General features: G+C 44.5%; 23 protein-coding genes. 12 read left to right on the forward strand and 11 right to left on the reverse strand.

Annotated features, from left to right (window positions below):
• Positions 1–25: 25 nt before the first annotated feature.
• From ABDW02_RS02155 to ABDW02_RS02165, 3 genes are read left to right on the forward strand one after another with little or no spacing between them, the layout of a single operon-like run.
• On the forward strand, positions 26–1,777 hold the full coding sequence (locus ABDW02_RS02155; RefSeq protein WP_343631689.1) for an FAD-binding protein: 1,752 nt from the start codon (positions 26–28) through the stop codon (positions 1,775–1,777).
• Positions 1,770–2,624, forward strand: coding sequence for a methyltransferase domain-containing protein (locus ABDW02_RS02160; protein WP_343631691.1), 855 nt, complete (start codon positions 1,770–1,772; stop codon positions 2,622–2,624). The genes ABDW02_RS02155 and ABDW02_RS02160 overlap by 8 nt, the downstream gene beginning before the upstream one ends.
• A 4-nt stretch (positions 2,625–2,628) precedes the next feature.
• On the forward strand, positions 2,629–3,720 hold the full coding sequence (locus ABDW02_RS02165; protein ID WP_343631693.1) for a hypothetical protein: 1,092 nt from the start codon (positions 2,629–2,631) through the stop codon (positions 3,718–3,720).
• A gap of 14 nt (positions 3,721–3,734) precedes the next feature.
• Here the strand turns inward: ABDW02_RS02165 and ABDW02_RS02170 are convergent, their stop codons facing one another.
• The 3 genes from ABDW02_RS02170 to ABDW02_RS02180 form a co-directional block, all read right to left on the reverse strand.
• Entirely contained in the window at positions 3,735–5,126 is a 1,392-nt protein-coding gene (locus tag ABDW02_RS02170) for an alpha/beta hydrolase-fold protein (RefSeq protein WP_343631695.1), read from the reverse strand.
• 89 nt (positions 5,127–5,215) lie between these two features.
• Positions 5,216–6,040, reverse strand: coding sequence for an AraC family transcriptional regulator (locus tag ABDW02_RS02175; RefSeq protein ID WP_343631697.1), 825 nt, complete (start codon positions 6,038–6,040; stop codon positions 5,216–5,218).
• Positions 6,041–6,071: 31 nt separating this feature from the next.
• Positions 6,072–7,040, reverse strand: a complete 969-nt coding sequence (locus tag ABDW02_RS02180; RefSeq protein WP_343631701.1) for an aldo/keto reductase — start codon at positions 7,038–7,040, stop codon at positions 6,072–6,074.
• 207 nt (positions 7,041–7,247) lie between these two features.
• Between ABDW02_RS02180 and ABDW02_RS02185 the strand changes: the two genes are divergently transcribed.
• Together ABDW02_RS02185 and ABDW02_RS02190 are read left to right on the forward strand one after the other, a co-directional pair.
• Entirely contained in the window at positions 7,248–8,663 is a 1,416-nt protein-coding gene (locus tag ABDW02_RS02185) for an aldehyde dehydrogenase family protein (protein ID WP_343631703.1), read from the forward strand.
• Between the two features lie 124 nt (positions 8,664–8,787).
• Positions 8,788–9,594, forward strand: coding sequence for an AraC family transcriptional regulator (locus ABDW02_RS02190; RefSeq protein ID WP_343631705.1), 807 nt, complete (start codon positions 8,788–8,790; stop codon positions 9,592–9,594).
• Positions 9,595–9,598: 4 nt separating this feature from the next.
• On the opposite strand, the gene ABDW02_RS02195 is transcribed toward ABDW02_RS02190, so the two are convergent.
• Positions 9,599–10,189, reverse strand: coding sequence for an HD domain-containing protein (locus ABDW02_RS02195; RefSeq protein ID WP_343631707.1), 591 nt, complete (start codon positions 10,187–10,189; stop codon positions 9,599–9,601).
• 147 nt (positions 10,190–10,336) lie between these two features.
• The gene (locus ABDW02_RS02200) at positions 10,337–10,894 is read right to left on the reverse strand and encodes a DUF5565 family protein (RefSeq protein ID WP_343631709.1); all 558 of its coding nucleotides are present in this window, start codon (positions 10,892–10,894) and stop codon (positions 10,337–10,339) included.
• A gap of 217 nt (positions 10,895–11,111) precedes the next feature.
• On the opposite strand from ABDW02_RS02200, the gene ABDW02_RS02205 reads away from it, so the two are divergent.
• From ABDW02_RS02205 to ABDW02_RS02220, 4 genes are all read left to right on the forward strand, one after another.
• A complete protein-coding gene (locus ABDW02_RS02205) occupies positions 11,112–12,110 on the forward strand; it encodes an aldo/keto reductase (RefSeq protein WP_343631711.1) in 999 nt (332 codons plus the stop codon).
• Between the two features lie 64 nt (positions 12,111–12,174).
• Complete coding sequence (locus ABDW02_RS02210; protein WP_343631713.1) at positions 12,175–13,062, forward strand: helix-turn-helix transcriptional regulator; 888 nt, start codon at positions 12,175–12,177, stop codon at positions 13,060–13,062.
• Positions 13,063–13,157: 95 nt separating this feature from the next.
• Positions 13,158–14,513 carry an acyl-CoA dehydrogenase family protein gene (locus ABDW02_RS02215; protein ID WP_343631715.1) on the forward strand — a complete coding sequence of 452 codons (1,356 nt, stop codon included), beginning with the start codon at positions 13,158–13,160 and terminating at the stop codon, positions 14,511–14,513.
• Positions 14,514–14,548: 35 nt separating this feature from the next.
• Complete coding sequence (locus ABDW02_RS02220; protein WP_343631717.1) at positions 14,549–14,929, forward strand: VOC family protein; 381 nt, start codon at positions 14,549–14,551, stop codon at positions 14,927–14,929.
• A gap of 344 nt (positions 14,930–15,273) precedes the next feature.
• Here the strand turns inward: ABDW02_RS02220 and ABDW02_RS02225 are convergent, their stop codons facing one another.
• From ABDW02_RS02225 to ABDW02_RS02245, 5 genes are all read right to left on the reverse strand, one after another.
• Positions 15,274–15,885, reverse strand: a complete 612-nt coding sequence (locus ABDW02_RS02225) for a porin family protein (RefSeq protein WP_343631719.1) — start codon at positions 15,883–15,885, stop codon at positions 15,274–15,276.
• 283 nt (positions 15,886–16,168) lie between these two features.
• Positions 16,169–18,127: a tetratricopeptide repeat protein gene (locus ABDW02_RS02230; RefSeq protein ID WP_343631721.1), complete on the reverse strand. Its 1,959-nt coding sequence runs from the start codon at positions 18,125–18,127 to the stop codon at positions 16,169–16,171.
• Positions 18,128–18,196: 69 nt separating this feature from the next.
• Positions 18,197–19,090 (reverse strand): helix-turn-helix transcriptional regulator, encoded by an 894-nt coding sequence (locus tag ABDW02_RS02235; protein WP_343631723.1) that lies wholly within the window; start codon positions 19,088–19,090, stop codon positions 18,197–18,199.
• Between the two features lie 78 nt (positions 19,091–19,168).
• Entirely contained in the window at positions 19,169–19,936 is a 768-nt protein-coding gene (locus tag ABDW02_RS02240) for an SDR family oxidoreductase (RefSeq protein ID WP_343631725.1), read from the reverse strand.
• 93 nt (positions 19,937–20,029) lie between these two features.
• Complete coding sequence (locus ABDW02_RS02245; protein WP_343631726.1) at positions 20,030–20,563, reverse strand: DUF420 domain-containing protein; 534 nt, start codon at positions 20,561–20,563, stop codon at positions 20,030–20,032.
• Positions 20,564–20,690: 127 nt separating this feature from the next.
• Between ABDW02_RS02245 and ABDW02_RS02250 the strand changes: the two genes are divergently transcribed.
• The 3 genes from ABDW02_RS02250 to ABDW02_RS02260 all read left to right on the forward strand — a co-directional run bounded on the left by ABDW02_RS02250 (position 20,691) and on the right by ABDW02_RS02260 (position 23,167).
• Positions 20,691–21,407, forward strand: a complete 717-nt coding sequence (locus tag ABDW02_RS02250) for a YafY family protein (RefSeq protein ID WP_343631727.1) — start codon at positions 20,691–20,693, stop codon at positions 21,405–21,407.
• Positions 21,408–21,470: 63 nt separating this feature from the next.
• A complete protein-coding gene (locus ABDW02_RS02255; protein WP_343631729.1) occupies positions 21,471–21,869 on the forward strand; it encodes a VOC family protein in 399 nt (132 codons plus the stop codon).
• A 221-nt stretch (positions 21,870–22,090) separates the two neighbouring features.
• Positions 22,091–23,167, forward strand: a complete 1,077-nt coding sequence (locus ABDW02_RS02260; RefSeq protein ID WP_343631731.1) for a mechanosensitive ion channel family protein — start codon at positions 22,091–22,093, stop codon at positions 23,165–23,167.
• A 4-nt stretch (positions 23,168–23,171) separates the two neighbouring features.
• Here the strand turns inward: ABDW02_RS02260 and ABDW02_RS02265 are convergent, their stop codons facing one another.
• Complete coding sequence (locus tag ABDW02_RS02265; protein WP_343631733.1) at positions 23,172–23,684, reverse strand: YetF domain-containing protein; 513 nt, start codon at positions 23,682–23,684, stop codon at positions 23,172–23,174.
• Positions 23,685–23,775 lie beyond the last annotated feature (91 nt).

Raw genomic sequence — 23,775 nt, forward strand, 5'->3', positions numbered from 1 at the left:
GAATTTCTTGTACATTAGCAGCCGGATGAACTATCAAAAACAACTGCCCATTTCTTACCTGCTCTTTACCAAACGAGGGCGTATAAACAGACGAACTTACTGGCTGATATCGATTTTTATCTGGACCATTTTCTATGTGCTGTTTAACGCATTGGAAAGAGGAATTTCCGAAAGTGCAACCTGGATTTTGTATCCTTTGCTTTATTGGGCGTTGTTTTGTACGGCCAATAAACGGTTACACGATGTAGGGATGTCGGGCTATTGGCTTTGGCTGATACTCATCCCGGTTTTCGGGCCTTTGTTTTTATTCCTGGTCCTGGGATTCAGGCGCGGAGTGAAAAAGGAGAATAAGTTCGGGCCAAGTCCGAATCTGGCTGCTGATTACTATAAGAATCCCGACGCGGAACCGATCAAACACCTGAAAACAGGCGAGAAGATCGTAAACGATGTTTCCCGGTTAAACCCGGTTTTGGTTTCCAAAGTGCTTGTTCCCGGTTCTGTGGAAGAAGTGCAGAAAATCGTCAGGGAAACGGAAGGACATCTTTCGGTGGGCGGAGGGCGCTTCAGTATGGGCGGACACACTGCCAGTTCCTATGGCGTTCACATCGATATGCGCGAAATGAACCGCGTAATTTCCTTTCCCCCGGAAGAAAAACGGATCAAAGTGGAAGCCGGCATTCGCTGGTGTGATATCCAAAAACACATCGATTCCCACGATCTGAGTGTAAAAGTGATGCAGTCTTATGCAAATTTTACGGTCGGCGGTTCTGTAAGTGTGAATTGTCACGGCCGGTATATCGGTTACGGGTCGGTAGTGATGTCGGTTCGTTCATTGGACATCGTTACGGCAGACGGAGATCTGAAAACGGTTTCGCGGACGCAGCACCCGGAATTATTTGAGGCGGTTGTGGGCTGTTACAATGCCATTGCGGTTATTGTAGCTGTTGAACTCGAATTGGCGGAGAACGAACGGATGGAGCGCAAATGGAAACTGGTGAAAACGGATCAGTACCTCGATTTTTTCAAAAAGAAAGTGCGCGATAATAAGGATGTGATCCTGCATAACGGTGATTTATATCCGCCCGATTTTTCCAGAATTCGCGGGGTTTCCTGGGTGCGGACTACGAAAAAAACGACACAGAAAGCCCGTTTGATCCCGCTTCGTGCACAATACCCGGTAGAGCGGTTTTTCATCAGTTCCTTCAGTAAGAGCAATTTTTCCAAGTGGAGACGGCAATTTGTGATCGATCCGATTCTTTACAGCAGGAAAAAAGTGCATTGGCGCAATTACGAAGCAGGTTATGATGTGGCTGAACTGGAACCGGCTTCGCGGGAATATAGTTCGTATATCCTCCAGGAATATTTCGTTCCTGTGGAGCAATTTGAGGAGTTTTCTGCGAAAATGGCCGGAATTTTCCGCCGTTATAAAGTCAATGTGATCAATGTGTCGATCCGACATGCCGTACAAAACCGCGATTCGCTATTGAGCTGGAGTGAAGAAGAAGTCTTTGCATTCGTGATCTGGTACAAGCAAAGTACGAATGAAAAAGCAAAGAATACAGTAGGGATCTGGACCCGTGAACTGACGGATGCTGCGTTGAGTTGCGGAGGAACGTATTACCTGCCGTACCAGCTTCATGCTACCCCAGAACAATTCCACAAAGCTTACCCGCACGCAAAGAAATTGTTCCGCCTGAAACAACAGATCGATCCGGCTAACAAGTTCCGGAATTCCCTCTGGGAAAAATACTATAATCCACATGCCAATTATGAATAATCCGACATCCGAATTCAAAGCCGTTTTCTCCGATACGCGATCCAGCGACCGGTTCTACCAGTTTTTGCAGGGAATTTTTCACCTTTACCCGGAGGACAAATTCCATCATTTGATTGCAGAAAAATCGCAACAGTTGGCAACGGACAAAGAGATTTATGAAGCCGTTCAAAAAGAACTGAAAGGCATTACGCCCTTTCTTTCTGCGTTGACATATGCTTTGCCGGCGTTGAAGAAACAGAAAAGAGAAATGTCGAGCCAGGTACTTCAAATCCTGGAAGGTAAAACAGGAATAAACGGCTACCTGGAAATCGGTTCAACGGGCCGTTATATCAGTGAATTGAAAAAGCACATCCGGATCACGGGTCCGGTTTACCTGATGAATGACATTGCTCCGAATAACGGGATTGCAGATATTATGGAACGCGGGAAGATCGGGAAGATCGGAACCTTTTTCCACCTGGACTACAAACCCATTCCGGCCCAAATTGCTGATAATAGCCTGGATGTGGTGACTTGTCACATCGGTTTGCACCATTGCCCGGTAGAATTGCTGCCGGCTTTCGTGGAGTCGATCAAACGCGTGCTCAAACCCGGCGGATTGTTTATCATGCGCGATCACGATGTGAATACGGAAGAAATGCGTGTTTTTGCTTCGTTGGTACATACCGTTTTCAACCTGGGCCTGCATGAAACCTGGGCAAAGAACGAAGCAGAATACCGCTCGTTCGGTTCGGTGGAAGAGTGGGTAAAACTGCTGGAAAATTCCGGGTTCGCGGACCAGGGATTCCGCATTTTACAGGAGAATGATCCTTCACTGAATACCTTGCTGGCATTCGCTAAAAATTGATGGAATGAGACGGTTGCTATTATTTACATTCACTTCTTCTGCATTGGCTTTGCTGACTTTTTACCTGCAAAAACCGAATACATTTGTCGATGATGAAGGTGTATTGATCCCGGAAGAATGGACTGCAAAGAATGAAGATCCGCAAACACCGGCCAAATACCGGAGAAGGGTCGATCAGGCCATCTTAAGCATTCCGGAATGGTACCTGGTTTTCAGTCCGAAGGAACAAGCCGATTATTTTGAGCACACCACTGCTAGCACATTTCCGTACATGCGCCAGAATGCGCAGATCTGGGACATTCACAAGCTGGTGAAGACATACACGGATACGAATCATACGCAATACAAATACAACGGGGAATACCAGCTGATGATCTACATCATTAATTCGAGTTGTTCTGCGGAATATGTCACGAAAGCCTGGTATGAACGGGTTGTCGGAAGACTGACCGATACCAGAACGGTTGAAACGGATGAAGACCGCTTTACGGCTCAATACACGAAGGATTACGTGGCGTTTATCAACGATAATTTCTGGTATGAATTCGATTTTAAAGACCGCCTGAAAAAACTGTGGACGGAAACCTCTTTTTTCGACAAACACTTTTTCCGGAAACTGGAACGCAAATACTTCCTCACTTCCGAACTCGTGGTGAAATGGGGGTACGGAAAACTGATCAAAATGGGGGCGGAAACCATGCACGGACCGGATGATACCTACACGATGGTCCTGGTAGATAAACTTGCACCGAAACTGAAAAAGAAATACGATGTCGTGGAAAGTTACCCGGATAAAAGTGCGCTTCTTCGCTTAAACAGGTATGCACGGTTCAACCCGGAAGCCGTTCAGCTGGCAGAAGATAAACTGACTTTCCGGGAGATTTCCGGGAATGATGCTGCGATTTTTGTCTCACTGAAAGTACCGCGAAACAAATACTTCTCAACCAGTTACACCGAGAACATTTTCTATCAGCCGATTCCTTCCGAACCGAAGAAGAAACGCATTGTTCTGGCTGTTTTGGTGAAAGACCTGAACCGGATGCTGTTGAAAGTCAAAGAAGAACACTACGAAGTGGAACACATTTTTGATTATTAACGGTTGTTCCGGGTTTATTCTGCTTTCAGCTTCGTGTTTTCATCGAGGATCTTTAGATACTTATTCCAGCGTTTGTCTTTGTGCAGCGGTGAAAGTAAAGCGTTTTCCCTGAGTGAGCTGCTTCCGCGAAGTTGGTAATGGTTTGCAAGCAGATCGAGTTGTTTAAAGGCAGCCTCCGTGTTTCCACTTTGCGCAAAAGCTTCCAACGATTTGAGACGGGGAGCAAATGTCCCGCGAATAATGTTCATGTCAAAAGCACGGGAATATTCCTGTGCCGCCAGTTTGTAATCTTTCCGGTCCAGAGCAATTTGAGCGTTGTTACAAATATCCTGGAACCGGAGAAAAAGCTGTTTTTCTTTCAGCCATTGAATCATTCCCTCTTTTTCTTCTTTGGAAAATGCAGCGCCCGTTTCCACCATCGGGATCAGCAACCCACAGATATTCGAAGCCAGTTGGTACTCGTTTGACATTTCAGCCCGCCGTTGCATTCCTGAAACTTCACGAAATGAATAGGGCATTTCTGTCCGTTCGTTAGCGGCTGTTTTAGCTAATAGCTTCTTAACTGCTTCTTCCAATGCGGGACCTTGCAGGCCTTTCAATGTCGAAAAGTCATTTGAAATACTTTTCCAGTGTTGTACAAACAGCAAATAGCCGTCATTAAATGTTTTGGGGAAAGTTTCCATGTGGTTGGAGTGTTCGTATTTCCGGAAGTTCCAATCCAATGATCCGGAATTCCGGGCCTTGATGGAAGAATCGATCTGCATCGTTGTACGCAGAAAATCCAGTTCCATCTGATCGGTATCGCCACCTGTTACATAGAAAAAGGTATTCATTTCAGGATGTTTATCCAGGTATTCCGGGATCATTTTGGTCATTCCTTCCATGTTGGTATTCGGACTTGCTGCAATAATGGCCCCGAAAGGCGAATCCGGTTTGAAGGCTTCGTAAAGCAGGAAAGTTCCGCCCAGTGAATGACCGATTCCGAGTTTAAATCGGGTGGTGCGGTACGCTGAATCTATAAACTGGAACAATTCCTGTTCGAGGAAATCCGTCAGTTTGGTCGAATAAGTCGTTTTTTGATTTGCATCCGTTTTCGGTTCCGGAACAAATTCCCCGAAACGGTCCGTGGTATGAACTGCAACGATTACCAAACTGTTACACAGGTTTGTCTGGCTGTAATATTCCATCATTCCGGAAACCATTTTCAGGTAAGGTTCAAACTGTCCGTCGAATAAATAGGCAACGGGGAACTTTCCTTCCTGGTCGAGCAGGTATTCTGCCGGAAGATAAACAGTGACTTTTCGTTCCGTACCGAAGACTTTGGATTTGAGCAGGTGCTCGATTTGCTCTTGTGCAAAAATGGAGTTAACGAATAAAAGGAACAGGAGGGAAAGAAGATGTTTCATAGTACCTGGTTTTGGGTTAATAATTCAAAAAGTACTGTATGTGTCTATAATCCCGGTTGGTAAACACGTTACAATGCTTTTTTAGAAGATTACCCGGTCACAACCGGTTTGAATTCGGAAGGTGCTTTCCCGAACTTTTTTCTGAAGGCGTGCGAAAAATGGGAAAAAGTTTCGAATCCAAGTTCCGCATAAATTTCGGAGGGCTTCAATTGTTTTTTTTCGATGAGGTAGCGTGCTTCCGAAAGGCGTTTTTCCAGTAACCATTGTCTGGGCGGCATCCCGAATGTCTTTTGGAAATCGCGTTTAAAGGATGCCAGACTTCTTCCGCTTAATTGCGCAAACCGTTCAACCGGGATGTTAAAATGGAAGTTGCTCAGCATGAATTTTTCCAGGTCTATCTTATGCTGCTCTGAAAAATCGAACAGGAAAGCGCGCAATGAAGGCATGGTATGCAGCAGCAACTTCACCACTTCTTTTATTTTGAGCATCCCCATTTCGGTACTCATGCTCTGGGAAGAATCGGACACATAAGGAAGGATGGATTGGAAATATCCTTTCAGGAATTCGGTGGAAGGGATTCTGACAGACAGTTCCCCCTCATACTTTTCCTGGATTTCCAATTGCTCTTCCAGGGCGATTTGCCGGAGGAATTCTTCCTGCAGGGAAATGACGATCGTTTGATAATGTTCACCCGGCAAAGGAAATTTACTAATCTGCCCCAGTTGGTTTTTACGGATGAGGAGCATTTCACCTTTTTTTAACCCGATCTTTTGGGTGGAAGTTTCCAGGACAAACTTTCCGGAAACCAGCAGTACCAAAGTACTGTGTTCCCAAAAACCGGCTTTCTCTTTGAGATAGCCGGTCAGGTAATTGTAAAAGATCACACCGGGGATTATTTCGGATGGATTTGTCATGTCTGGAATTCGTTAAAGAATCAATTTCCGGTTATCGCTGCAGGTAAGTATCTCCCAGCAAATTGCCGTCCGCAAATTCGGTATTTAAAATACGCATTTCTTCCGGAGTAAAGGCCATATTCATGGCATCAATATTTTCCGACAGCCGGGAGCGTTTGTTCATACTGACCAAAGGCATGATGTGAGAACCCTGTGCATTCACCCAGGCAATGGCAAGTTGAGCAGGCGAAGCACCTTTTTCTTCTGCCATGTTCACCAGGACGTCTACTTTTTCCAGGTTTTGAACCAGGTTTTCTCCCTGGAACCGGGAAAAATGATTGCGGTAATCATCCGGGGCAAGCGGGGCTTTTAATGTTCCTGTCAAGAGGCCTTCAGCAGTATTTGCGAAAGCAACCACTCCGATTCCCAATTCCTTAGCAGTTGGAAGCAATTCTTTTTCAATTTGCCGGTCGGCCAGTGAATAGCCGATTTCCAATGCCGTTACCGGATGAACGCTATGTGCTTTTTTCAGTTGGTCGGCGGTAATTTCGGAAACTCCCAAATGGCGTACTTTTCCTTCTTTGATCAAATCAGCTACGGTTCCTATCACGTCTTCCACCGGAACACTGTTGTCTAACCTGCAGGGCTGATACAGGTCAATGGTTTCTACTCCCAAACGAACCAATGAATAATTGATGAAGTTTTTAATGGAGTTTGGACGGATATCCAGTCCGAGCATGTGGCCGTTGTAGAAAATGGCCCCGAATTTAACACTGATGAACGCATCGTCACGTCTGCCTTTGATGGCTTTGCCAACAAGCAGTTCATTGTGTCCGCTGGCATAAAAGTCCCCGGTATTGATGAAGTTGATTCCGCTGTCGAAGGCTTGCTGAATGGTCGCAATACTTTCAGCTTCGTCGTTGTTTTTGCCGCCCCACACCGATGACATGCGCATGCATCCCAATCCTAATTTGGAGACCAAAGGGCCGTTTTTTCCCAGGGTTATTTTTTCAATTGTCATATTGAGCTGTTTAAATGAGAAAACAAAGTTGCCGGTTTAACAGAGGATTCAGTTGCTCTGAAAGCTCAATTTTATGTCTTCAGCGGCTCATATTTGAATCGGTAAAAGAAAGAACCTGTTTTCTGACCGTTTCAACAAAGTAAACTTGACTGTTTCAACAAAGTAAACTGCGTGGAATTGCCGGAACTTTGTAAAAAAAACAGACAAATGAAAAGAATAGACCAAATGTATGTGAACGGACAATTCGTTACGCCACACGGAACAGAGACCTTCGATTTAATCAGCCCGGTAACAAACGAAAAAACAGGAGAAGTAGTGCTGGGAGACGAAACAGACACCCGACTGGCCATTGCAGCAGCAAAAGAAGCTTTTAAAACATTCCGGAAAACAACTGTTGAAGAACGGATGGCGTATTTGCAACAGTTGCACGACGCGGTAAGCAAACGTGAAGATGAATTGGTGAAAGTCATGGTGGAAGAATACGGTGGAACGCTTCAGTTTTGCAAAGCGAGTGTAAAAAATGCCATGGATTCATTTACCAATATGATTCAGGTATTACGGAATTTTGAATTTGAAAAACCGGTCGGGGAATCGCGTGTGCGCCTGGAGTCTCTGGGAGTTGTGGGAATCATTACACCCTGGAATGCCAGCAACAGCTTTATTTGCAACAAGTTTGCCACTGCCGTTGCCGCAGGTTGTACGGTCGTTGTGAAACCCAGTGAAATGAGCGCTGCACAGACTCAATTATTGCTGGAATGTTTCCACGAAGCAGGCCTTCCGAAAGGTGTTTTCAACCTGGTAAACGGGTTGGGAGCAGTAGTAGGAGCAGAGCTTACCAGCCATCCGGATATTGCAAAGATTTCTTTTACAGGTTCTACTATAACAGGGAAATCGATTGCCAAAGGAGCGGTGGAAACCATGAAACGCGTGACACTGGAGCTCGGCGGTAAATCACCGAATATTATCCTGGACGATGCCGATTTGGAAAAAGCCATCCCGATGGCAGTTTTCGGGGCTTATATGAACAGCGGCCAGGCGTGTATTGCCCCGACACGTTTGCTGGTTCCGGAAAATAAACTGGAAGCAGTGAATGCATTGGCAAAGTTGGCGGTTCAGCAAGTTCAGGTCGGCGACCCGATGGATGCAAACACGCATGTGGGACCACTTGTGAGTGTCAGACAATTTGAACGCGTGCAGGATTACATTCAACTGGGCCAGGAAGAAGGAGCAGAATTGCTGGCCGGTGGAACAGGGAAGCCCGAAGGTTTGGAAAGCGGGAATTTTGTGAAGGCAACGATCTTTACCAACGTCCGCAACCATATGCGCATTGCACAAGAGGAAATTTTCGGGCCGGTTTTGTCCATCATTCCTTATAAAACGGAAGAAGAAGCGATTGCGATTGCGAATGATACCAGCTATGGTTTGGCAGCTTATATCAGCTCTGCAGATAGCGAACATGCTAACCGGGTAGCCGCTCAAATTGATGCAGGAAGAGTAATGATCAATGCATTCAAACACGATCCGCTGGCTCCTTTCGGAGGATTCAAACAATCCGGTATCGGAAGAGAGTACGGCGTTTACGGTTTGGAAACCTACCTGGAGCCCAAGACGATTTTGGAATAACTGAATGTATAATGTAAAATGTAAAAAGGAAAAAGGAAAAAAGGAAAATGGAGGAATTGCTGATAGTTGTTTCATTTTTCCTTTTTTCCTTCTCCATTCTATCTTAAATTTGAATGAACGAATTATGGATAAGACCAGTCACAGCCTTCCGATCAATTACTCCTGTCACCTGGCTGAGTTCCGGGAAGGGGAACAATTTGTGCAAACCCATGCTGTGGGAATTGTGCTTGAAGGTTCCATGGAATTGAACGACGGCGAAACCAAAGAAACGATCCGTGAAGGAGAAATTTATGTGGTGCGAAAGAACCAATTACTCAAATTTGTCAAGTTTCCGCCTCCGAATGGAGAATTCCAGTCACTGAGCTTGCGTTTTGACGAGCAATTATTGCGGGATTTCAGCAATGAATACGGATATACCGCCGAAAAACAAGCATCCAGGCCGGTCTTTTATAAATTCCCGGAAAACAAATCGTTGAGCACGTTTATGCATGCTTTGATCGATTACAAAGATTTGGATACAGATCAACATATGCTGAAGCTGAAACAAAAAGAAGCCTTGCTGATCCTGCTGAAGCTCGAGCCGGATTTGAAAAACAGTTTGTTTGATTTTTCGGAACCGCATAAAATTGATTTGGAAGAGTTCATGCAGAAAAACTACCATTTCAATGTGCAGTTGGACCGGTTTGCTTACCTCACAGGAAGAAGTCTTTCCACCTTTCAGCGGGACTTTGCAAAGATCTTCCACGAAACACCCAGTCGGTGGTTGCTTCAAAAACGGTTGCAGGAAGCGTATTACCTGATCCGGGAGAAGGGGAAGAAATCATCCGAAATATATCTCGATCTGGGTTTCGAAGACCTGTCTCACTTTTCCTTTGTTTTCAAAAAACAATACGGGGTAACAGCAACGGAACTGGCCGGGCAGCGGGAATAACGCTTTACTTCTTCAAAATCCCTTTTTCCACGCTGTCATTGATCAACGCTTCCGCAAACGACCAAATGGTAGTGGAACCTTCTTTCATCACGCTCTTTTTAGCATATACTTTGTCATACGTAACGCCGAATTCGTTCCAGGTTCCGCCATTGTTGGAGGTATTTTGCAATAAGGGTTCCAGCCTGTCCATGGTCCGTGCAAATTTCGCTTCGTTGGTTTCCCCGGCTTCAAACTCTTCCCAGATGGCAATCAGTTCTTCGGCTTGTTGTTCTGGCAAGATCCCGAAAATGCGCTGAGCAGCCAACCGCTCTTCGTCTGTATTGGAATGGTTCTTTTGCGTGTCGTAAATGAAGGTATCCCCAGCATCAATCTCCACAATATCGTGAATGAGGACCATTTTCATCACTTTCAGCAAATCAACAGCTGCATTGGCATGTTCTGCCAGCACAATGGCCATCATGGCTAAATGCCAGCTGTGTTCAGCATCGTTCTCCTGGCGGTCGCTGTTAAACAATTTCGTTTTGCGCTGGATGTACTTGATCTTGTCGATTTCTTTGATGAACTGGATTTGCTTCAGTAAGTTTTCCGGTGACATTGCTTTGAGATTTGAATGCGGTGCAAAGATAGCTCAATGAAAGCAGTGGCGCTTCCGTTCAGGTCCTTTCTTTCCGAAGAAACGTTAAAAGAAACGGGATTATCCGCTTTTGACGAACAACCCCGTTTTAACTGTTTAAAGACTACTTTATCGTTTTACGCCGAAATCCCGCTTGCGGATCTTGCACATGCGGCCGTCTGAAATATGATGGAACACAATTCCTTCGATATTCATTTCCTTGTCGGATAACAGGGTTTTAAATGCTTCGAAGCTGAAATCTGTAATTTCAATGACTTCTTTACCGTGCGGAATCAATACATGGTGTTCCAGATTCTCCGGATTTCCCTGAACTTTCGGTCCGCACAATTCATACGTGCCGTCTGCAATTTCCGTCAATCGGTCAAACGCTTCAAAGAAATAACGGTCTTCTTTTTTAGCCCGGTCGCAAGGCAACCAATGCGGATGATGCCCAGACAATGCATCTGCTTCCTGGCAGGGAATGGCATTTTCCGGAACTGTTCGTCCCTTTTTTACATCGTACCGTTTGTGTAATACACCATTGATGATGGCAACCGAAGTTCCGTCGAATTTACGGGTGGCAATTCCTTCACCATTAAAAACCCATGCATTTTCAGGATTGATCTCGTTGATAATCCGGCCTAAGTCGTTAGGGTCTTTTTTGAATAAAGTGCTAATCTTTTTCATTTGTTTAAAATATTAGTTAGACAATTTTTCGAGTCCTGTCCACCGCACCAATATTTTAAATACGAAGCAAATATATTTAAAAATTCCAACCGGAAACAGTCTGTGGAATTTTTGTTGTTTCCGGGTCACAGTGATTTACATACAACTTTCGGGGATTTGCAAACAAATAAAGGAGTATTCCTGCGGAACTTTGTACCATCAAATTAAATCACTCAAAATGAAGAAAATAAATTTAGGAAGCGAAGGCTTGGTTGTACCCGTACTAGGTCTCGGATGTATGGGAATGACCGGTTTTGAAGAAGGAAATATGTATGGACCGGCAGATGAACAGGAAGCAATAGCCACCATTCACCGGTCATTGGAATTGGGCGGTAATTTTTTGGATACGGCCGATCTGTATGGGCCACTGAAAAATGAGCAGCTTATCGCAAAGGCGATGGGGAATAACCGGGATAAGTATATTCTGGCCACTAAGTTCGGCTGGGAAATCGATGATAACGACAAAGTGACCTGGGCCATCAACGGTAAAAAGGAATATGTGAAAAAGTCGGTGGAGCGTTCATTGAAGAATCTCAAGACCGATTACATTGATTTGTATTACATGCACCGCCTGGATAAAAACACACCGATCGAAGAAACCGTTGAAGCAATGAGTGAATTGGTGAAGGAGGGAAAAGTCGGTTACATCGGGCTTTCGGAAGTGTCTTCAGAAACAGTAAGAAGAGCGCACGCCGTTCACCCGGTTACTGCTGTACAAAGTGAATATTCCTTATTTGAGCGCACCGTTGAGGAACGTGGTGTGTTGGATACTTTGAAGGAATTGGGAATCGGTTTTGTTGCTTATTCTCCTTTGGGCCGTGGTTTCCTTTCCGGGCAGATCCGTACGATAGACGATTTGCCGGAGAACGATTTTCGCCGTGCAATTCCGCGTTTCCAGGAAGCACATTTCCACAAGAATATCGAACTGGTAAAAGCAATAGAAGCAATGGCAGCTGAGAAAAACATTACTTCTTCACAACTAGCAATTGCCTGGATTATAAGCAAAGGAATCTTGCCTATTCCGGGTACAAAGCGCAGAAAGTACGTGGAACAGAATATCGCAGCAGCTGAAATCCGGTTAAGTGAAGCAGATCTTTCCAAACTGGAAAGCATTGTTCCTTTGGGAACAGATACGGGAAAACCGTACGATGAATTCAGTATGGGATTGATCGACTAAAATTTCATGCGGCTGTGTGTTTAATATAGCCGCTTTTCTCCGTTAATATGTTTAAATTAGTACGATGAACTCCATTCGATCCGTTTCTGAATTTCACCGCTTGCTGTCGTTGCCGGAACCGAGGCATCCGCTGGTAAGTGTGATTAATCTCAACGAATGTATTTTCCTAGAAGATGAAGTTTGGAAAGGCTTTGTCAACCGCTTTTATTGTGTGGCGCTAAAGCGGGAAGCGAAAGGCAAGATCCGTTACGGACAACAGCATTATGATTACGACAAGGGTGTGCTGAGTTTTACGGCTCCTAACCAGGTACAATACCTTGATTTGAACAATATGGAGTGCGGATCCGGGTATTTGTTGATTTTCCACCCCGATTTTATCATGAGTCATCCGCTTGCCGCTTCGATAGGCAGTTATACTTTTTTCTCCTATGCCGTAAATGAAGCATTGCACCTTTCAGCGGAAGAAGAGAATGACCTGATTGAAATCCTGCATAAAATTGATAAGGAATGCCGGCACATCGATAAGCATACGCAGGAAATTATCCTGTCGCAGATTGAGTTGCTGCTGAATTACTCGAACCGGTTCTACGAGCGGCAGTTTATTACCCGGAAAAACCACAATCACCAGTTACTGGCAAAGTTCGAAAAATTGGTGGATGATTATTTCGAGAACCATTCGGATGAACTACTGACCGTGCATCGCATTGCCGGATTAATGAACCTGTCACCGAATTATCTGAGCGACCTTTTACGCCTGCATACCGGGCAAAATACCCAACAGCACATCCATGAGCGACTGATCGAAAAAGCAAAACAAAAACTTGCCACTACCAACCAATCGGTCAGTGAAATCGCCTATACGCTGGGATTTGAGCATGCTCAATCATTCAGTACGCTCTTTAAGAAGAAGACAAACGTTACTCCCCTGGAATACCGCCAGTCCTTTAACTGATCCCGGAAAAGCTTACTGTGTCAACCAGTTTTAAGTTCTTTTAAGAAACCCACACGGCTTTTTGTTCTACTTTAAGACATACAAAATCACACACTATGTCTGTTTTCTCCAACCTTAAGAATGCCTGGCGCTTGTTTAAGCAAGTAGATATGGAGCAGTTTTCCCGGTTGTCCCAAAAGATTGACCTGGCGGAAGTCATGAACCGGGTAGGGAAGCTCGATGATAAACAATTGGCCGGTTTGATGAAGCTGATTGGCGGAAACCATTCCAAAAAAGAACTTCCTCCCGTCGACGGGGATTTTTACAATATCGGCCACACACTTTCGCCGGATGAACGGGCTCTCCAGTTAAGGGTGCGGGCTTTCATGGAAGATGAAGTGAAACCGGTTGCCAACGATTTTTGGGTACGGGGAGAATTTCCGCATCATTTGATACCCAAAGTAGCTGAACTCGACATTTGCGGTGTGGCCTATGAAGGCTACAGCAATCCGCTGCGTTCCAATTTGATGGAAGGCGTTTTGGCGATGGAGATGGCACGGATTGATGCTTCTTTTGCGACATTTTTCGGAGTGCAAAGCGGGTTGGTCATGGGATCGATTTATTTGCTGGGTTCCGAAGAACAGAAACAGCAATGGATTCCCGAATTGAAAAGCCTGCGCAAGATCGGGGCATTTGGTTTGACAGAGCCGGAAGTGGGTTCTGCCGTTGCAGGAGGATTGACCATGAAAGCAAAACGGACCGGCGACACCTGGGTGCTGAACGGACAAAAGAAATGGATCGGTAACGCTACTTTCGCGGATGTGATCATTATTTGGGCACAAGACGAAGACGATCACCAGGTGAAAGGATTTTTAGTCAAAAAAGGAAATCCGGGACTACAGGTCGACAAAATGGAAGATAAAATGGCTTTGCGCATTGTCCAGAACGGCATTGTGACACTAACGGATTGCGAAGTGGAAGAAGCAGACCGGTTGCAAAAAGCTAATTCATTCAAAGACACGGCAAATGTGCTGCGTATGACGCGGGCAGGCGTTGCCTGGCTGGCAGTTGGTTGTGCACGTGGCGCCTACGAAGCTGCGCTGAAGTACACCCGCGAACGGAAACAATTCGGAAAACCGATTGCTTCTTTCCAGTTGATCCAGAATCACCTGGTGGAAATGCTGACCAATCTAACGGCCATGCAAACCATGGTAGCACGCTTGTCGGAATTGCAGGACCAGGGCGAATTGACGGACGAACATGCTTCCCTGGCGAAAGTCTTTTGCAGCCTGCGCACGCGTGACATTGTCAGCAAAGCACGTGAAGTCATGGGTGGGAACGGTATTTTACTCGAACACGATGTGGCTCGTTTTGTGGCGGACGCAGAAGCGATCTATTCCTACGAAGGAACGAAAGAGATCAATACACTCATCGTCGGAAGGGCAATTACCGGCTACAGCGCGTTTGTGTAACACAGGGTTTTAAATAGAATTTTTAAATAACAGTTATGATACAGAGAGAACAAATATTCAGCAGTTTTTCCGCCGAAAATACGGATGAAGCTTACTTCTTCTATAAAAACGTGCTTGGTTTGGAGGTTGAAAAAGGAGAAATGTCAATTTTGACCCTGCACATCAACAGCGGTATGAAAGTCATTATTTATCCGAAGCAGGATCATGAACCGGCGACTTTCACGGTGTTGAATATCCCGGTTACGGACATCGATGACGCGGTGGAAGAACTGAATAAAAAAGGAGTTTCCTTTTTGCAATACGACGAGGCCTATTTAAAAACCGATTCGAAAGGAATTTGCCGCAACGAACATGGTCCTGCCATGGCTTGGTTTACGGATCCGTCGAAGAATATATTGGGCCTGATACAGGTATAATGCCAATTCAAAAAAATGTGTAAATCCTTTGCGGTAAAGTGTAAGCCAAACAACGCTAAGCAGGAGTACATTTGAAATACCATTCAATAAGTTGTAAGAAGAACAATGTTTAGGTTTAAGTTTTTTAGTTTAGAAGGGACTTCGGTCCCTTTTTTTGTGCCCTAAATCTTTCACTTTCCCGTTTCTTTGCGGTAATTAATCAAACATATTTAGACGTAAAGGGTGAGAGAACGCAAAGGAAATACCAATTGAATTGTGGGGAAAACACACCTGTTTCGTAAAGTAAAGACAAAAAATAAGCCCCGATACTATCGGGGCTTTCTATGTATAAGGGTTTGTAAGTCCTACAACCCGAAAGCAAGTCCTAATTGCACTCCGAAGTTGGAATTGTATTGGCTGCCGTAAACCGGAAGGAAACTCGTGTAATAATTGAAATCGGTATTTAGCCACATATTGGTTGCCACCTTCCAGTTAAAACCGATCGAAGCGTTCACCCCGACATCGAATTTCTCATAATTGTCCGTTACATCCACTTTTTCCAGGTCCATTACATAGCTGGTTGCATGCAACAGGAATCCCATGGATGGACCTACGGTAATTTTCGGACGGAAATTGTCTTCAAACGCACCGAAATAATAGGCAAATTTCAAAGGAACACGGATGTATTGAAAGTTTACATCTGCTTGTAATCCCTGATCTTTCACGCGGGCACCTTCCTGTGACCAAAGTACATCTGCTGCAAAACCTACGTGTTTACGCGAACTGTAATTGAAGATCAGACCCGCTTTCCATGCCGGTTTGAAGATGTCTGTTCCGGCTGTGTTTCGGATACCTGTGTGACCAAAGCCTACTGCCGGTCCTAATGAAATTGTCTTGATTTTTTCCTGAGGAGCTTCCTGGGAAAATAGGGCTGAGGATGTCAAAACCGCTGCAGCCATTATTAAAATCTTTTTCATATTCTGTCTGTTTTTAAATCCTAACTAAAGGTGACAGTAATGAGTAGGATTTTTGTTGTATTTTAATTCCCGAACCTTACATAACTCACAGTTTTAGGGTTTTTTGTATTTTCTCCCGAATGTCCCAATCCTCCAATTTTATCCGGCTATTTAAACGCAATTTAGCAGCTCAAATAATGAATGATAACACGTAACTAGCTGATTGGAAGCGATTAAGCACTAAATAAATACCATGAGATTCTTTTATTTTCTTCTGATTCCGTTCAGAGAGCGGAAAAAATAATTACACCCTGACACCGATGATACACACATCGTCTACTTGCTCTATGCCGTTCTTCCAGTTTTCGAAAGTTGATTCCAGCAGCACTTCTTGAGAATCCATGGAACGGGCGGCATTTTTGAGCAATAATTCTTTCAAAGGTGTGTATTTGAATTTCTTTCCTTTTTCTCCACCGAACTGATCGGCATATCCATCCGTGAACAGGTACAATAAATTTCCTTTTTTTAACTGAAGCTGATGGCTTGTAAATGGTTGCGGCGCAAAAGAACTTCCGATCGGTTGTTTGTCGGCAGTGATGGTATTAAAAATATTGTCTGAGATATACCACAGCGGATTGTTTGCACCTGCCCAATGCATTTCCAGGGTTTGCGTATGAATCGATACCAGCGAAATATCCATTCCATCTTTGACATCTTTGGAACTCTTGGCAAATGTTTCCAGCACAATCTCGCGTGTTTTATCCAGGATCTTCCCCGGATCGGTAAGGCCGAATTCCAGAACAGCCCGGTTCAGAGCCGTACTGCAAACCACGCTCACCATTGCTCCGGGAACTCCATGGCCCGTGCAATCGGCAACTGCTATCAATACCGAATCGCCGGTTTTCTCCATCCAGTAAAAATCACCGGCTACAATGTCTTTCGGCTTATAAAGAATAAAACTTTCGGGGAATTGTTCTTTAAAACTGGAAACCGGGGGAAGAATGGCATCCTGCAGGCGTTTGGCGTAGGTAATGGAATCCAGGATTTCTTTTTGCTTTTCCTCGACCAGGTCTTTCTGGTGTTCAATAATCTCTTTTTGCCTGCGCGTAACGCGCAAACGATTAATCACCACTATTGCAAAGATCAATACCAGCAATGATCCGATCCCGATAGCGAGAATAATCACTTTTTGCTGTTGTTCTTTCTCAGCGGCGATGGCCAGTTTCTTTTCGTGTTCTTTTTTATCCAATGCCTGCTGCTTCTCAAATTCGTAGGAAAGTTCCTGTTTGATCAGTTCCTGCTGACTTTCTTCGTTGGTAACCCGGTTGCGCATAACGAGGTACAATTCATGCATTTCCAGCGCATCTTTGAATTTCCCCAACTTTTTATAATCTCCGTAGAGTGAAAAACTGGATTCGCGCATAGCAGCCGGGGCATCTACTTTTTTAGCCAGTTCCAGTGCTTTTTTATTGTAATAGATCGCTTGTTGGATATCTCCTTTCTTATCGTAAATCTTCCCCATAATATTGAATACTTCCGGAAGGCCGATCACGTTCTCCGACTTTTCATAATACGGAATGCTTTTTTCGTTGAATTCCAATGCTTTTTGAAGGTCGCCCATGTCAAAGTAAGCGGTGCCGATAAAATGGAATGACATTCCGAGGCTGTAATCGTCCTGGAGTGCCTGGTAAATATCGATCGATTTTTGATGGTATTGAATCGATTTGGAATAGTTTTTCAGGGACCGGTAAACGCTTCCCACATTCGAATAGGAAAGGGCCAGGGAAGAAGAATCGCCGAGTTGTTTGTTGATCACCAAAGCGCGTTCGTAATACTCAGCTGCCTTTTCATACTTTTCCTGTTCGTTGTAGATCACCCCGATGTTGTTCAGACAGGAAGCAATTCCCTTCCGGTCTTTCAGGCTTTCCATGATCTTCAGGCTCCGGGTGAAGTAAGCGATGGCACGGGTATTATCGCCGCGCAAAGAGAAAGATGCTCCCTGCACGTTCAAAGCGGCCGCCTGGTATTTCCGGGAATGCATGTTGCCCGCCATTTCGTAAAGCTGATCGGCATAATAAGATGCGCTGTCGGGATAAGTATACAAGTAACCGCGCATGCAGATTTGGCGCAAGGCTTCCAGCCGGTTCGTATCTGCTTCCTGCTTATCGTTGACCACTTTCCAGAGTTTCGCTGTTTCCGTTTGTGCCGACAAATAGCTGTTGGTGAAAGCGATCAAAAAAAGAATGCGTACGATTTTCTTCATAATGAATAGAGAAACAGATCATTCAAAACTAAGAAAAATATCCGGCAGGGTGTTTTTATTTCAGCGGCATCAATTCAGGTTGCGATATTCTTTCGGGGAATAGCCGGTTTTGTTTTTGAATAGTTTGGTAAAGTGGGAAGGATGCTCGAACCCTAAATCGTAAGCAATGGAACTGATCGGGGTTGTGGTACTCCATAACAACGCTTTCGCCTTGTCGATCAGTTTCAGATGAATATGCTCCTGGGTGGATTTTCCGGTGTATTTATTCAGCAGATCGGATAAGTAGTTGGGTGAAAGGTTCAATTGTTCGGCAAAGTACTTCACATCCGGAATTCCCCATTCGATGAGAGTATCCCCGGAGAAATAATCGTTGAGGATACGGTCGAACCTTTCTACCAGATCATTGCTGGCCTTTATCCGCGTTAGAAATTGTCTGTCATAAAAACGCGAACAATAGGATAACAGCAATTCCAGGTTTGTCAGGATCAGGTTGTGGGAATGACTGTCCATATTCAGCGAGATCTCCCTGCTGATGTGCTGAACACAATTTTCCAGGATATCCTTTTCTGCATCTGAAATGTGTAATCCTTCGTTGGTATCATACCCGAAAAAAGAATATTCGGTCAGCTTTTGGCCTTTGTTACTGGCGTGAAGGAAGTCCGGATGGATATAGATTGCCCAGCCTTCCACTTTGTTTTCTATTCCGGGTGAAAGTACCTGGTGAGGAGCAGTAAACATGAGAGCACCTTCCGAAAAGTCGTAATGCGTGCGCCCGTATTTGAACGAACCTTCGATTTTCTTGCAGGCAATAGAATATAGGTTCAACCGGTATTTTGCATCCGCGATCCGGTGTGAACGATCCACCTTCGCCAAGTCGATGACGCTGATCAGTGGATGCACCGGTTTTTCGTACCGAAAAAAATCGTGCAGTTCCGAAATCGATTGAATGTCTGTGTAATCCATGAGCAGGAATTGAAGTCAAACAAAGGTATGAAATCCGTTAAAAGGAATGACGGGACAAGTGAGCCTGCCCCGTGCTTGTTAAATATAAATCCCGCCTCCGACTTCGATGCGCTGTGCATTCACGTACCGGCTGTCATCCGAAAGCAGGGAAGCTACAAATGCGCCCACATCATCGGCTTCGCCCAGGCGTCCCAGGGCAGTCATGCTTGCAATTTGCTGCCGGTGACTTTCATCTCCTTTTCCTCCGCCGAATTCGGTGTCAATTGCTCCGGGAGCCACACTGTTTACGCGGATTTTCCGGTCGGCGTATTCCTTTGCGAAATAACGGGTCAATCCTTCAACTCCGGCTTTCAATGCGCCGTAAACGGCTGTTCCCGGGAATGCGAAACGGGCAAGTCCGGATGAAATATTGATGATCTGCCCGCCATCCGTAATAAAAGGAATGAGTTTTTGTGTGAGAAAAAATACTCCTTTGAAATTGACAGTGACCAATTGGTCGAATACTTCTTCTGTGGTGTCCTTGATCAGTGTTCGCTGCGCAATTCCTGCGTTGTTTACCAGGTAATCAAACTCATCGCGGTTCCATTCGCTTTTCAGTACGGCTCTTAATTGTTCTGTAAATGAATCGAATGAACTCAATAATGAAGCGTCTAATTTCAAAGCAACAGCTTTACCGCCTGATGCACGGATTTGTTCAGCTACTTCCCGGCCTTTTTCCGGATTGTTGTTATAAGTCAGAATAACTCCGAGTCCGCGTTCTGCAGCGTGCAGTGCAATGCTTTTACCGATACCACGACTTCCGCCGGTCACCAGGACAATTTTTTGTTGTTGAATGGTTGTGCTCATAATTTCAATGTTATGAGACAAAATTCGGTCAATCAACCGGCGCCCGCTTGAACATTTAACGAAAGGATTTATACATTTCTACGAATGTCCGATTTACTTGTAATATGGGGAAATCAGCAGGTATACAATCACACCGGTTAAACTCACATACAGCCAAATGGGCATCGTCCAGCGTGTAATTTTTTTATGCAGCTGAATTTCCATGTTCAGGCCTCTTCCGATTGATAAAAGGGCTAGAGGAACTGTAATAACAGCAAGAAAAATGTGCGTGATCAAAATGAAAAAGTAGGTGTATCTGATAATTCCTTCTCCTCCGAATTTGGTGGATGGAGTCGTGAAATGATAAAGCAGGTAGGACAAAAGAAAGATCGAGGTACAGGAAAACGCAGCAAAAATAAAGTTCCTGTGAAGTTTGATGTTCTTTTGCCTGATGGCGAATAGAGCGGCCAGCAGAAATACAAAAGTTGAACCGTTCAGAATGGCATTCAGCAAGGGTAAAAAAGAAAAATCAGTTGTTTTGAAGGTTTCCTTGCCGGGCAGGAAAAAAGCGAAAATAATGAGTCCGTTTATTCCTAAGGTTAAGATCCAGACGAGTGGTTTGTAATTGCGGGTTGTTCCTGTTTCCATATTGTTTATTTAATTATCGGATGCAAATATAATTCTAAAACATACTAATTGGTATGTTTAATTCACAAATAGCTATGCGTATTGGAATCCAAAGATTTTTGTCAACTTTAAGCTCAGAACCGGACGAATGAACAGCACAGATATTCCAAGAATAGCAAGGATCACAGCAATACTCATACAGCTGCAAACAAAAAGCGTTGTTACTTCGACGATGCTTGCGGAAAAATGCGGAGTGAGCGTACGGACGATTTACCGCGATCTGAAAACGCTGGAAATGGCCGGAATTCCGATCGTAACAGTTGATGGAAAAGGATATTCCCTGCTGGAAGGATTTAAGATTCCGCCCGTGATGTTCAACGAGGACGAGGCAAACGCATTGATCACGATGGAACAATTGGTGCGAACCAACAAAGACAGTTCGCTGGTGGAAGCATATTTGGGAGCTGTGTCAAAAGTGAAGGCCGTTTTGTCTTATGCTGCAAAAGATAGAGCAGATTTGCTTTCCAATCGCATTGCGGTAAGCCCGGTGATCCCCAAAACCAATTCCAGTGATTCGCTCACGGTTATCCAAAATGCATTGACGAATTTTAAGGTATTGAAGATTACCTACCGGTCTGAAAAGGATCCGGAACAAACCGAGCGGACTATAGAACCTTTTGCCATGTATTACACCCTGGATGAAAGCTGGGCCTTGATTGCATTTTGCAGGTTGCGAAAGGATTACCGGATGTTCCGCCTGGACCGGATACAGGAAATAACTCCGCAAAACGAATCGTTTTCACCACATCCGATCACGCTTCATCAATATTTGGCCGAACGGCGAAAAAAATTCCAACACCCCTGACAAGCTGCTGTCAATGAGCAGATCTAATTTTGTCTTTAATCAAACAAACAAACAGACAAGATTATGGATTTAGCGTCGGTACGAATTATTACAGCAGACATGAAACGATTGGTTTCGTTTTTTGAAGAGATTACCGCTTTACAGGCAGTTTGGTATACAGAAGATTTTGCCGAATTATCAATCGGTCAAACCAAGCTGGCAATCGGGAGCACACGCACGTTGAGTTTTTTCGGAGAAGGAATTGCGGTTCCGGCAAGTAATAAAAGTGTCATCATTGAATTTCGGGTCGATCAAGTGGATGAGGTATATGAACGCATTAAAGATTTGATCAGTGAGACACTTGTACAACAGCCAACAACGATGCCATGGGGAAACCGTTCGCTCCTGTTCCGCGATCCGGACGGTAACCTGATAAACTTTTTCACTCCGCAAAGCCAGCAGGCACAGGAAAGATTCCAATAAAACAAATCAATCATGCTACCCAATAGTATGAATTATGTAAATCCTTTGAAAAAAATTGTAAGAACTTACTTTCGGCTTGGTTCTAAATTAGCTTCATCATTACATAAGTTGTAGTTGGTAATGGCAAAACTGGTTAGGAGTTAGGTATGAAGGGGCAATAGCCCCTTCTTTAATCTATAGATAACCAGTTGCACCGGATTTGCCTCTTTTTTAGATAGTATATGGAGAAGTTTTTGCAGCATACTTTTTGGGGAAACACGGTTTATTCCTGGTTGTTTGCATTGGGAATCGTGATTGTTTCCGTTCTTGGAATCAGATTATTTCGCTACGTTGTACTCAAACGCCTGAAAACCTGGTCTGCGTCTACTTCCGCAACCTGGGATGACTTGCTGGTCATTGGAATTGAGCGATTAATCGTCCCGATTTTATACGTTGGCTTTTTATACTTTGCGATCAGTACGCTTCAATTGTCTCCCAAGGCAGACAAAGTGATTCATATTATTTATATGGCGGCACTGACTTTTTGTGTCCTTCGTCTGATAAGTGCCGTATTCCGCCGTTTGCTGATGACCGTTACCCGGCGAAGGTCCGGTGAAGAATCCGGAGAACAATCCGTTTCGGGATTAATGATCGTTCTGAATGTGGTCATATGGATCCTCGGAATTATTTTCCTGATCGATAACCTGGGATATAGTGTCACAACACTCATTACCGGTTTGGGAATCGGTGGAATTGCAGTGGCACTTGCCGCACAAACCATATTGGGAGATTTGTTCAGCTATTTTTCTATTTTCTTCGATAAACCGTTCGAGATCGGGGATTCGATTACAATCGGAGACCAGTCCGGAACGGTAGAGAAAATCGGGATTAAAACAACACGTATCCGTACATTGAGCGGAGATCAGCTGGTTTGTTCGAACAGCGATCTGACAAATTCACGGGTCAATAACTTCAAACGGCTGGAAACACGCCGGATTGTGTTCACACTACGGGTCGTTTACAATACGCCTTCGGAAGTATTGGAAGAAATTCCGGGACTGGTAAAAAACATTATCGATAAACAGCCGCAGGTAGAATATGGCCGTGGGCACCTGGCCGCTTTGGGCGACTGGAGCATCAATTTTGAATTTGTCTACAATGTGCTCAGCCCGGATTACGGCGTTTACATGGATGTGCAACACGCCATATACATGGAAATCATCAAAGTTTTCAAGGAACGCTCCATTAGCTTTGCATTCCCTACTCAACCATTTCTAACAGGTGATGCGGAAGCAGAAGGAGAAACAGAAACAGATTGATCGATTATTCCTCTTCCTTCAGTACAAATGAAATGTTCCCGGCACGTTCCAGGCGGGCAGTTTTTACTTTGTCCAGTGAATCTGCGTTAATATGCTTGCGTGCCTCCTCCAGAAGATCATTCTCACTGATGTTCATACGTTTCATATTTCGCGTGATTTGAACACCATCTCTATACAAGTCAACAGCTTCGTCCTTGATCAGGTATCCGAAGAAATTACTCCTGATGGAAAGCATCGCTACAATCCGGTGAAGGACCGAAATCAATGCCGCGGCAGCAACAGCCGGTAGAAAAGGCGTGGAAGGATCGAGGATAATACGCCCGAGAAGCGCCCCATGCAGAAAAACGATCACATTCTCAAAGGGCGACAATAAACTGTAAGCACGCCGGTCTGACAAACGGATAATCACAATAGTCAGAACAAAAACCATTGCTGTGCGCAGCAGGATTTGCCAGATGTCAAGAGTGTCATTCCCTTCGCCGATTAAATCCTGGAATTTTTGATAGATACTTTCCATGAGTTTGAATTTAAAAACGGTCAAGTTCTTCTTTTTCAATAGAATAATCCTTACAGGCATTTTGAAATTGTTACATGATTACTATAAAGAA

The organism is Fluviicola sp., from assembly GCF_039596395.1.
In the GTDB taxonomy this organism is placed as follows: Bacteria; Bacteroidota; Bacteroidia; order Flavobacteriales_D; family Crocinitomicaceae; genus Fluviicola.

Bases quoted from the DNA above. Each gene is read 5' to 3' on its own strand.
- ABDW02_RS02255 (WP_343631729.1), top strand. From the start codon at position 21,471: ATGGATTTAGCGTCGGTACGAATTATTACAGCAGACATGAAACGATTG.
- ABDW02_RS02220 (WP_343631717.1), top strand. From the start codon at position 14,549: ATGATACAGAGAGAACAAATATTCAGCAGTTTTTCCGCCGAAAATACG.
- ABDW02_RS02245 (WP_343631726.1), bottom strand. From the start codon at position 20,563: ATGGAAACAGGAACAACCCGCAATTACAAACCACTCGTCTGGATCTTA.
- ABDW02_RS02185 (WP_343631703.1), top strand. From the start codon at position 7,248: ATGAAAAGAATAGACCAAATGTATGTGAACGGACAATTCGTTACGCCA.
- ABDW02_RS02260 (WP_343631731.1), top strand. From the start codon at position 22,091: ATGGAGAAGTTTTTGCAGCATACTTTTTGGGGAAACACGGTTTATTCC.
- ABDW02_RS02240 (WP_343631725.1), bottom strand. From the start codon at position 19,936: ATGAGCACAACCATTCAACAACAAAAAATTGTCCTGGTGACCGGCGGA.
- ABDW02_RS02160 (WP_343631691.1), top strand. From the start codon at position 1,770: ATGAATAATCCGACATCCGAATTCAAAGCCGTTTTCTCCGATACGCGA.
- ABDW02_RS02190 (WP_343631705.1), top strand. From the start codon at position 8,788: ATGGATAAGACCAGTCACAGCCTTCCGATCAATTACTCCTGTCACCTG.
- ABDW02_RS02265 (WP_343631733.1), bottom strand. From the start codon at position 23,684: ATGGAAAGTATCTATCAAAAATTCCAGGATTTAATCGGCGAAGGGAAT.
- ABDW02_RS02175 (WP_343631697.1), bottom strand. From the start codon at position 6,040: ATGACAAATCCATCCGAAATAATCCCCGGTGTGATCTTTTACAATTAC.
- ABDW02_RS02225 (WP_343631719.1), bottom strand. From the start codon at position 15,885: ATGAAAAAGATTTTAATAATGGCTGCAGCGGTTTTGACATCCTCAGCC.
- ABDW02_RS02230 (WP_343631721.1), bottom strand. From the start codon at position 18,127: ATGAAGAAAATCGTACGCATTCTTTTTTTGATCGCTTTCACCAACAGC.
- ABDW02_RS02165 (WP_343631693.1), top strand. From the start codon at position 2,629: ATGAGACGGTTGCTATTATTTACATTCACTTCTTCTGCATTGGCTTTG.
- ABDW02_RS02205 (WP_343631711.1), top strand. From the start codon at position 11,112: ATGAAGAAAATAAATTTAGGAAGCGAAGGCTTGGTTGTACCCGTACTA.
- ABDW02_RS02155 (WP_343631689.1), top strand. From the start codon at position 26: ATGAACTATCAAAAACAACTGCCCATTTCTTACCTGCTCTTTACCAAA.
- ABDW02_RS02195 (WP_343631707.1), bottom strand. From the start codon at position 10,189: ATGTCACCGGAAAACTTACTGAAGCAAATCCAGTTCATCAAAGAAATC.
- ABDW02_RS02170 (WP_343631695.1), bottom strand. From the start codon at position 5,126: ATGAAACATCTTCTTTCCCTCCTGTTCCTTTTATTCGTTAACTCCATT.
- ABDW02_RS02180 (WP_343631701.1), bottom strand. From the start codon at position 7,040: ATGACAATTGAAAAAATAACCCTGGGAAAAAACGGCCCTTTGGTCTCC.
- ABDW02_RS02215 (WP_343631715.1), top strand. From the start codon at position 13,158: ATGTCTGTTTTCTCCAACCTTAAGAATGCCTGGCGCTTGTTTAAGCAA.
- ABDW02_RS02200 (WP_343631709.1), bottom strand. From the start codon at position 10,894: ATGAAAAAGATTAGCACTTTATTCAAAAAAGACCCTAACGACTTAGGC.
- ABDW02_RS02250 (WP_343631727.1), top strand. From the start codon at position 20,691: ATGAACAGCACAGATATTCCAAGAATAGCAAGGATCACAGCAATACTC.
- ABDW02_RS02235 (WP_343631723.1), bottom strand. From the start codon at position 19,090: ATGGATTACACAGACATTCAATCGATTTCGGAACTGCACGATTTTTTT.
- ABDW02_RS02210 (WP_343631713.1), top strand. From the start codon at position 12,175: ATGAACTCCATTCGATCCGTTTCTGAATTTCACCGCTTGCTGTCGTTG.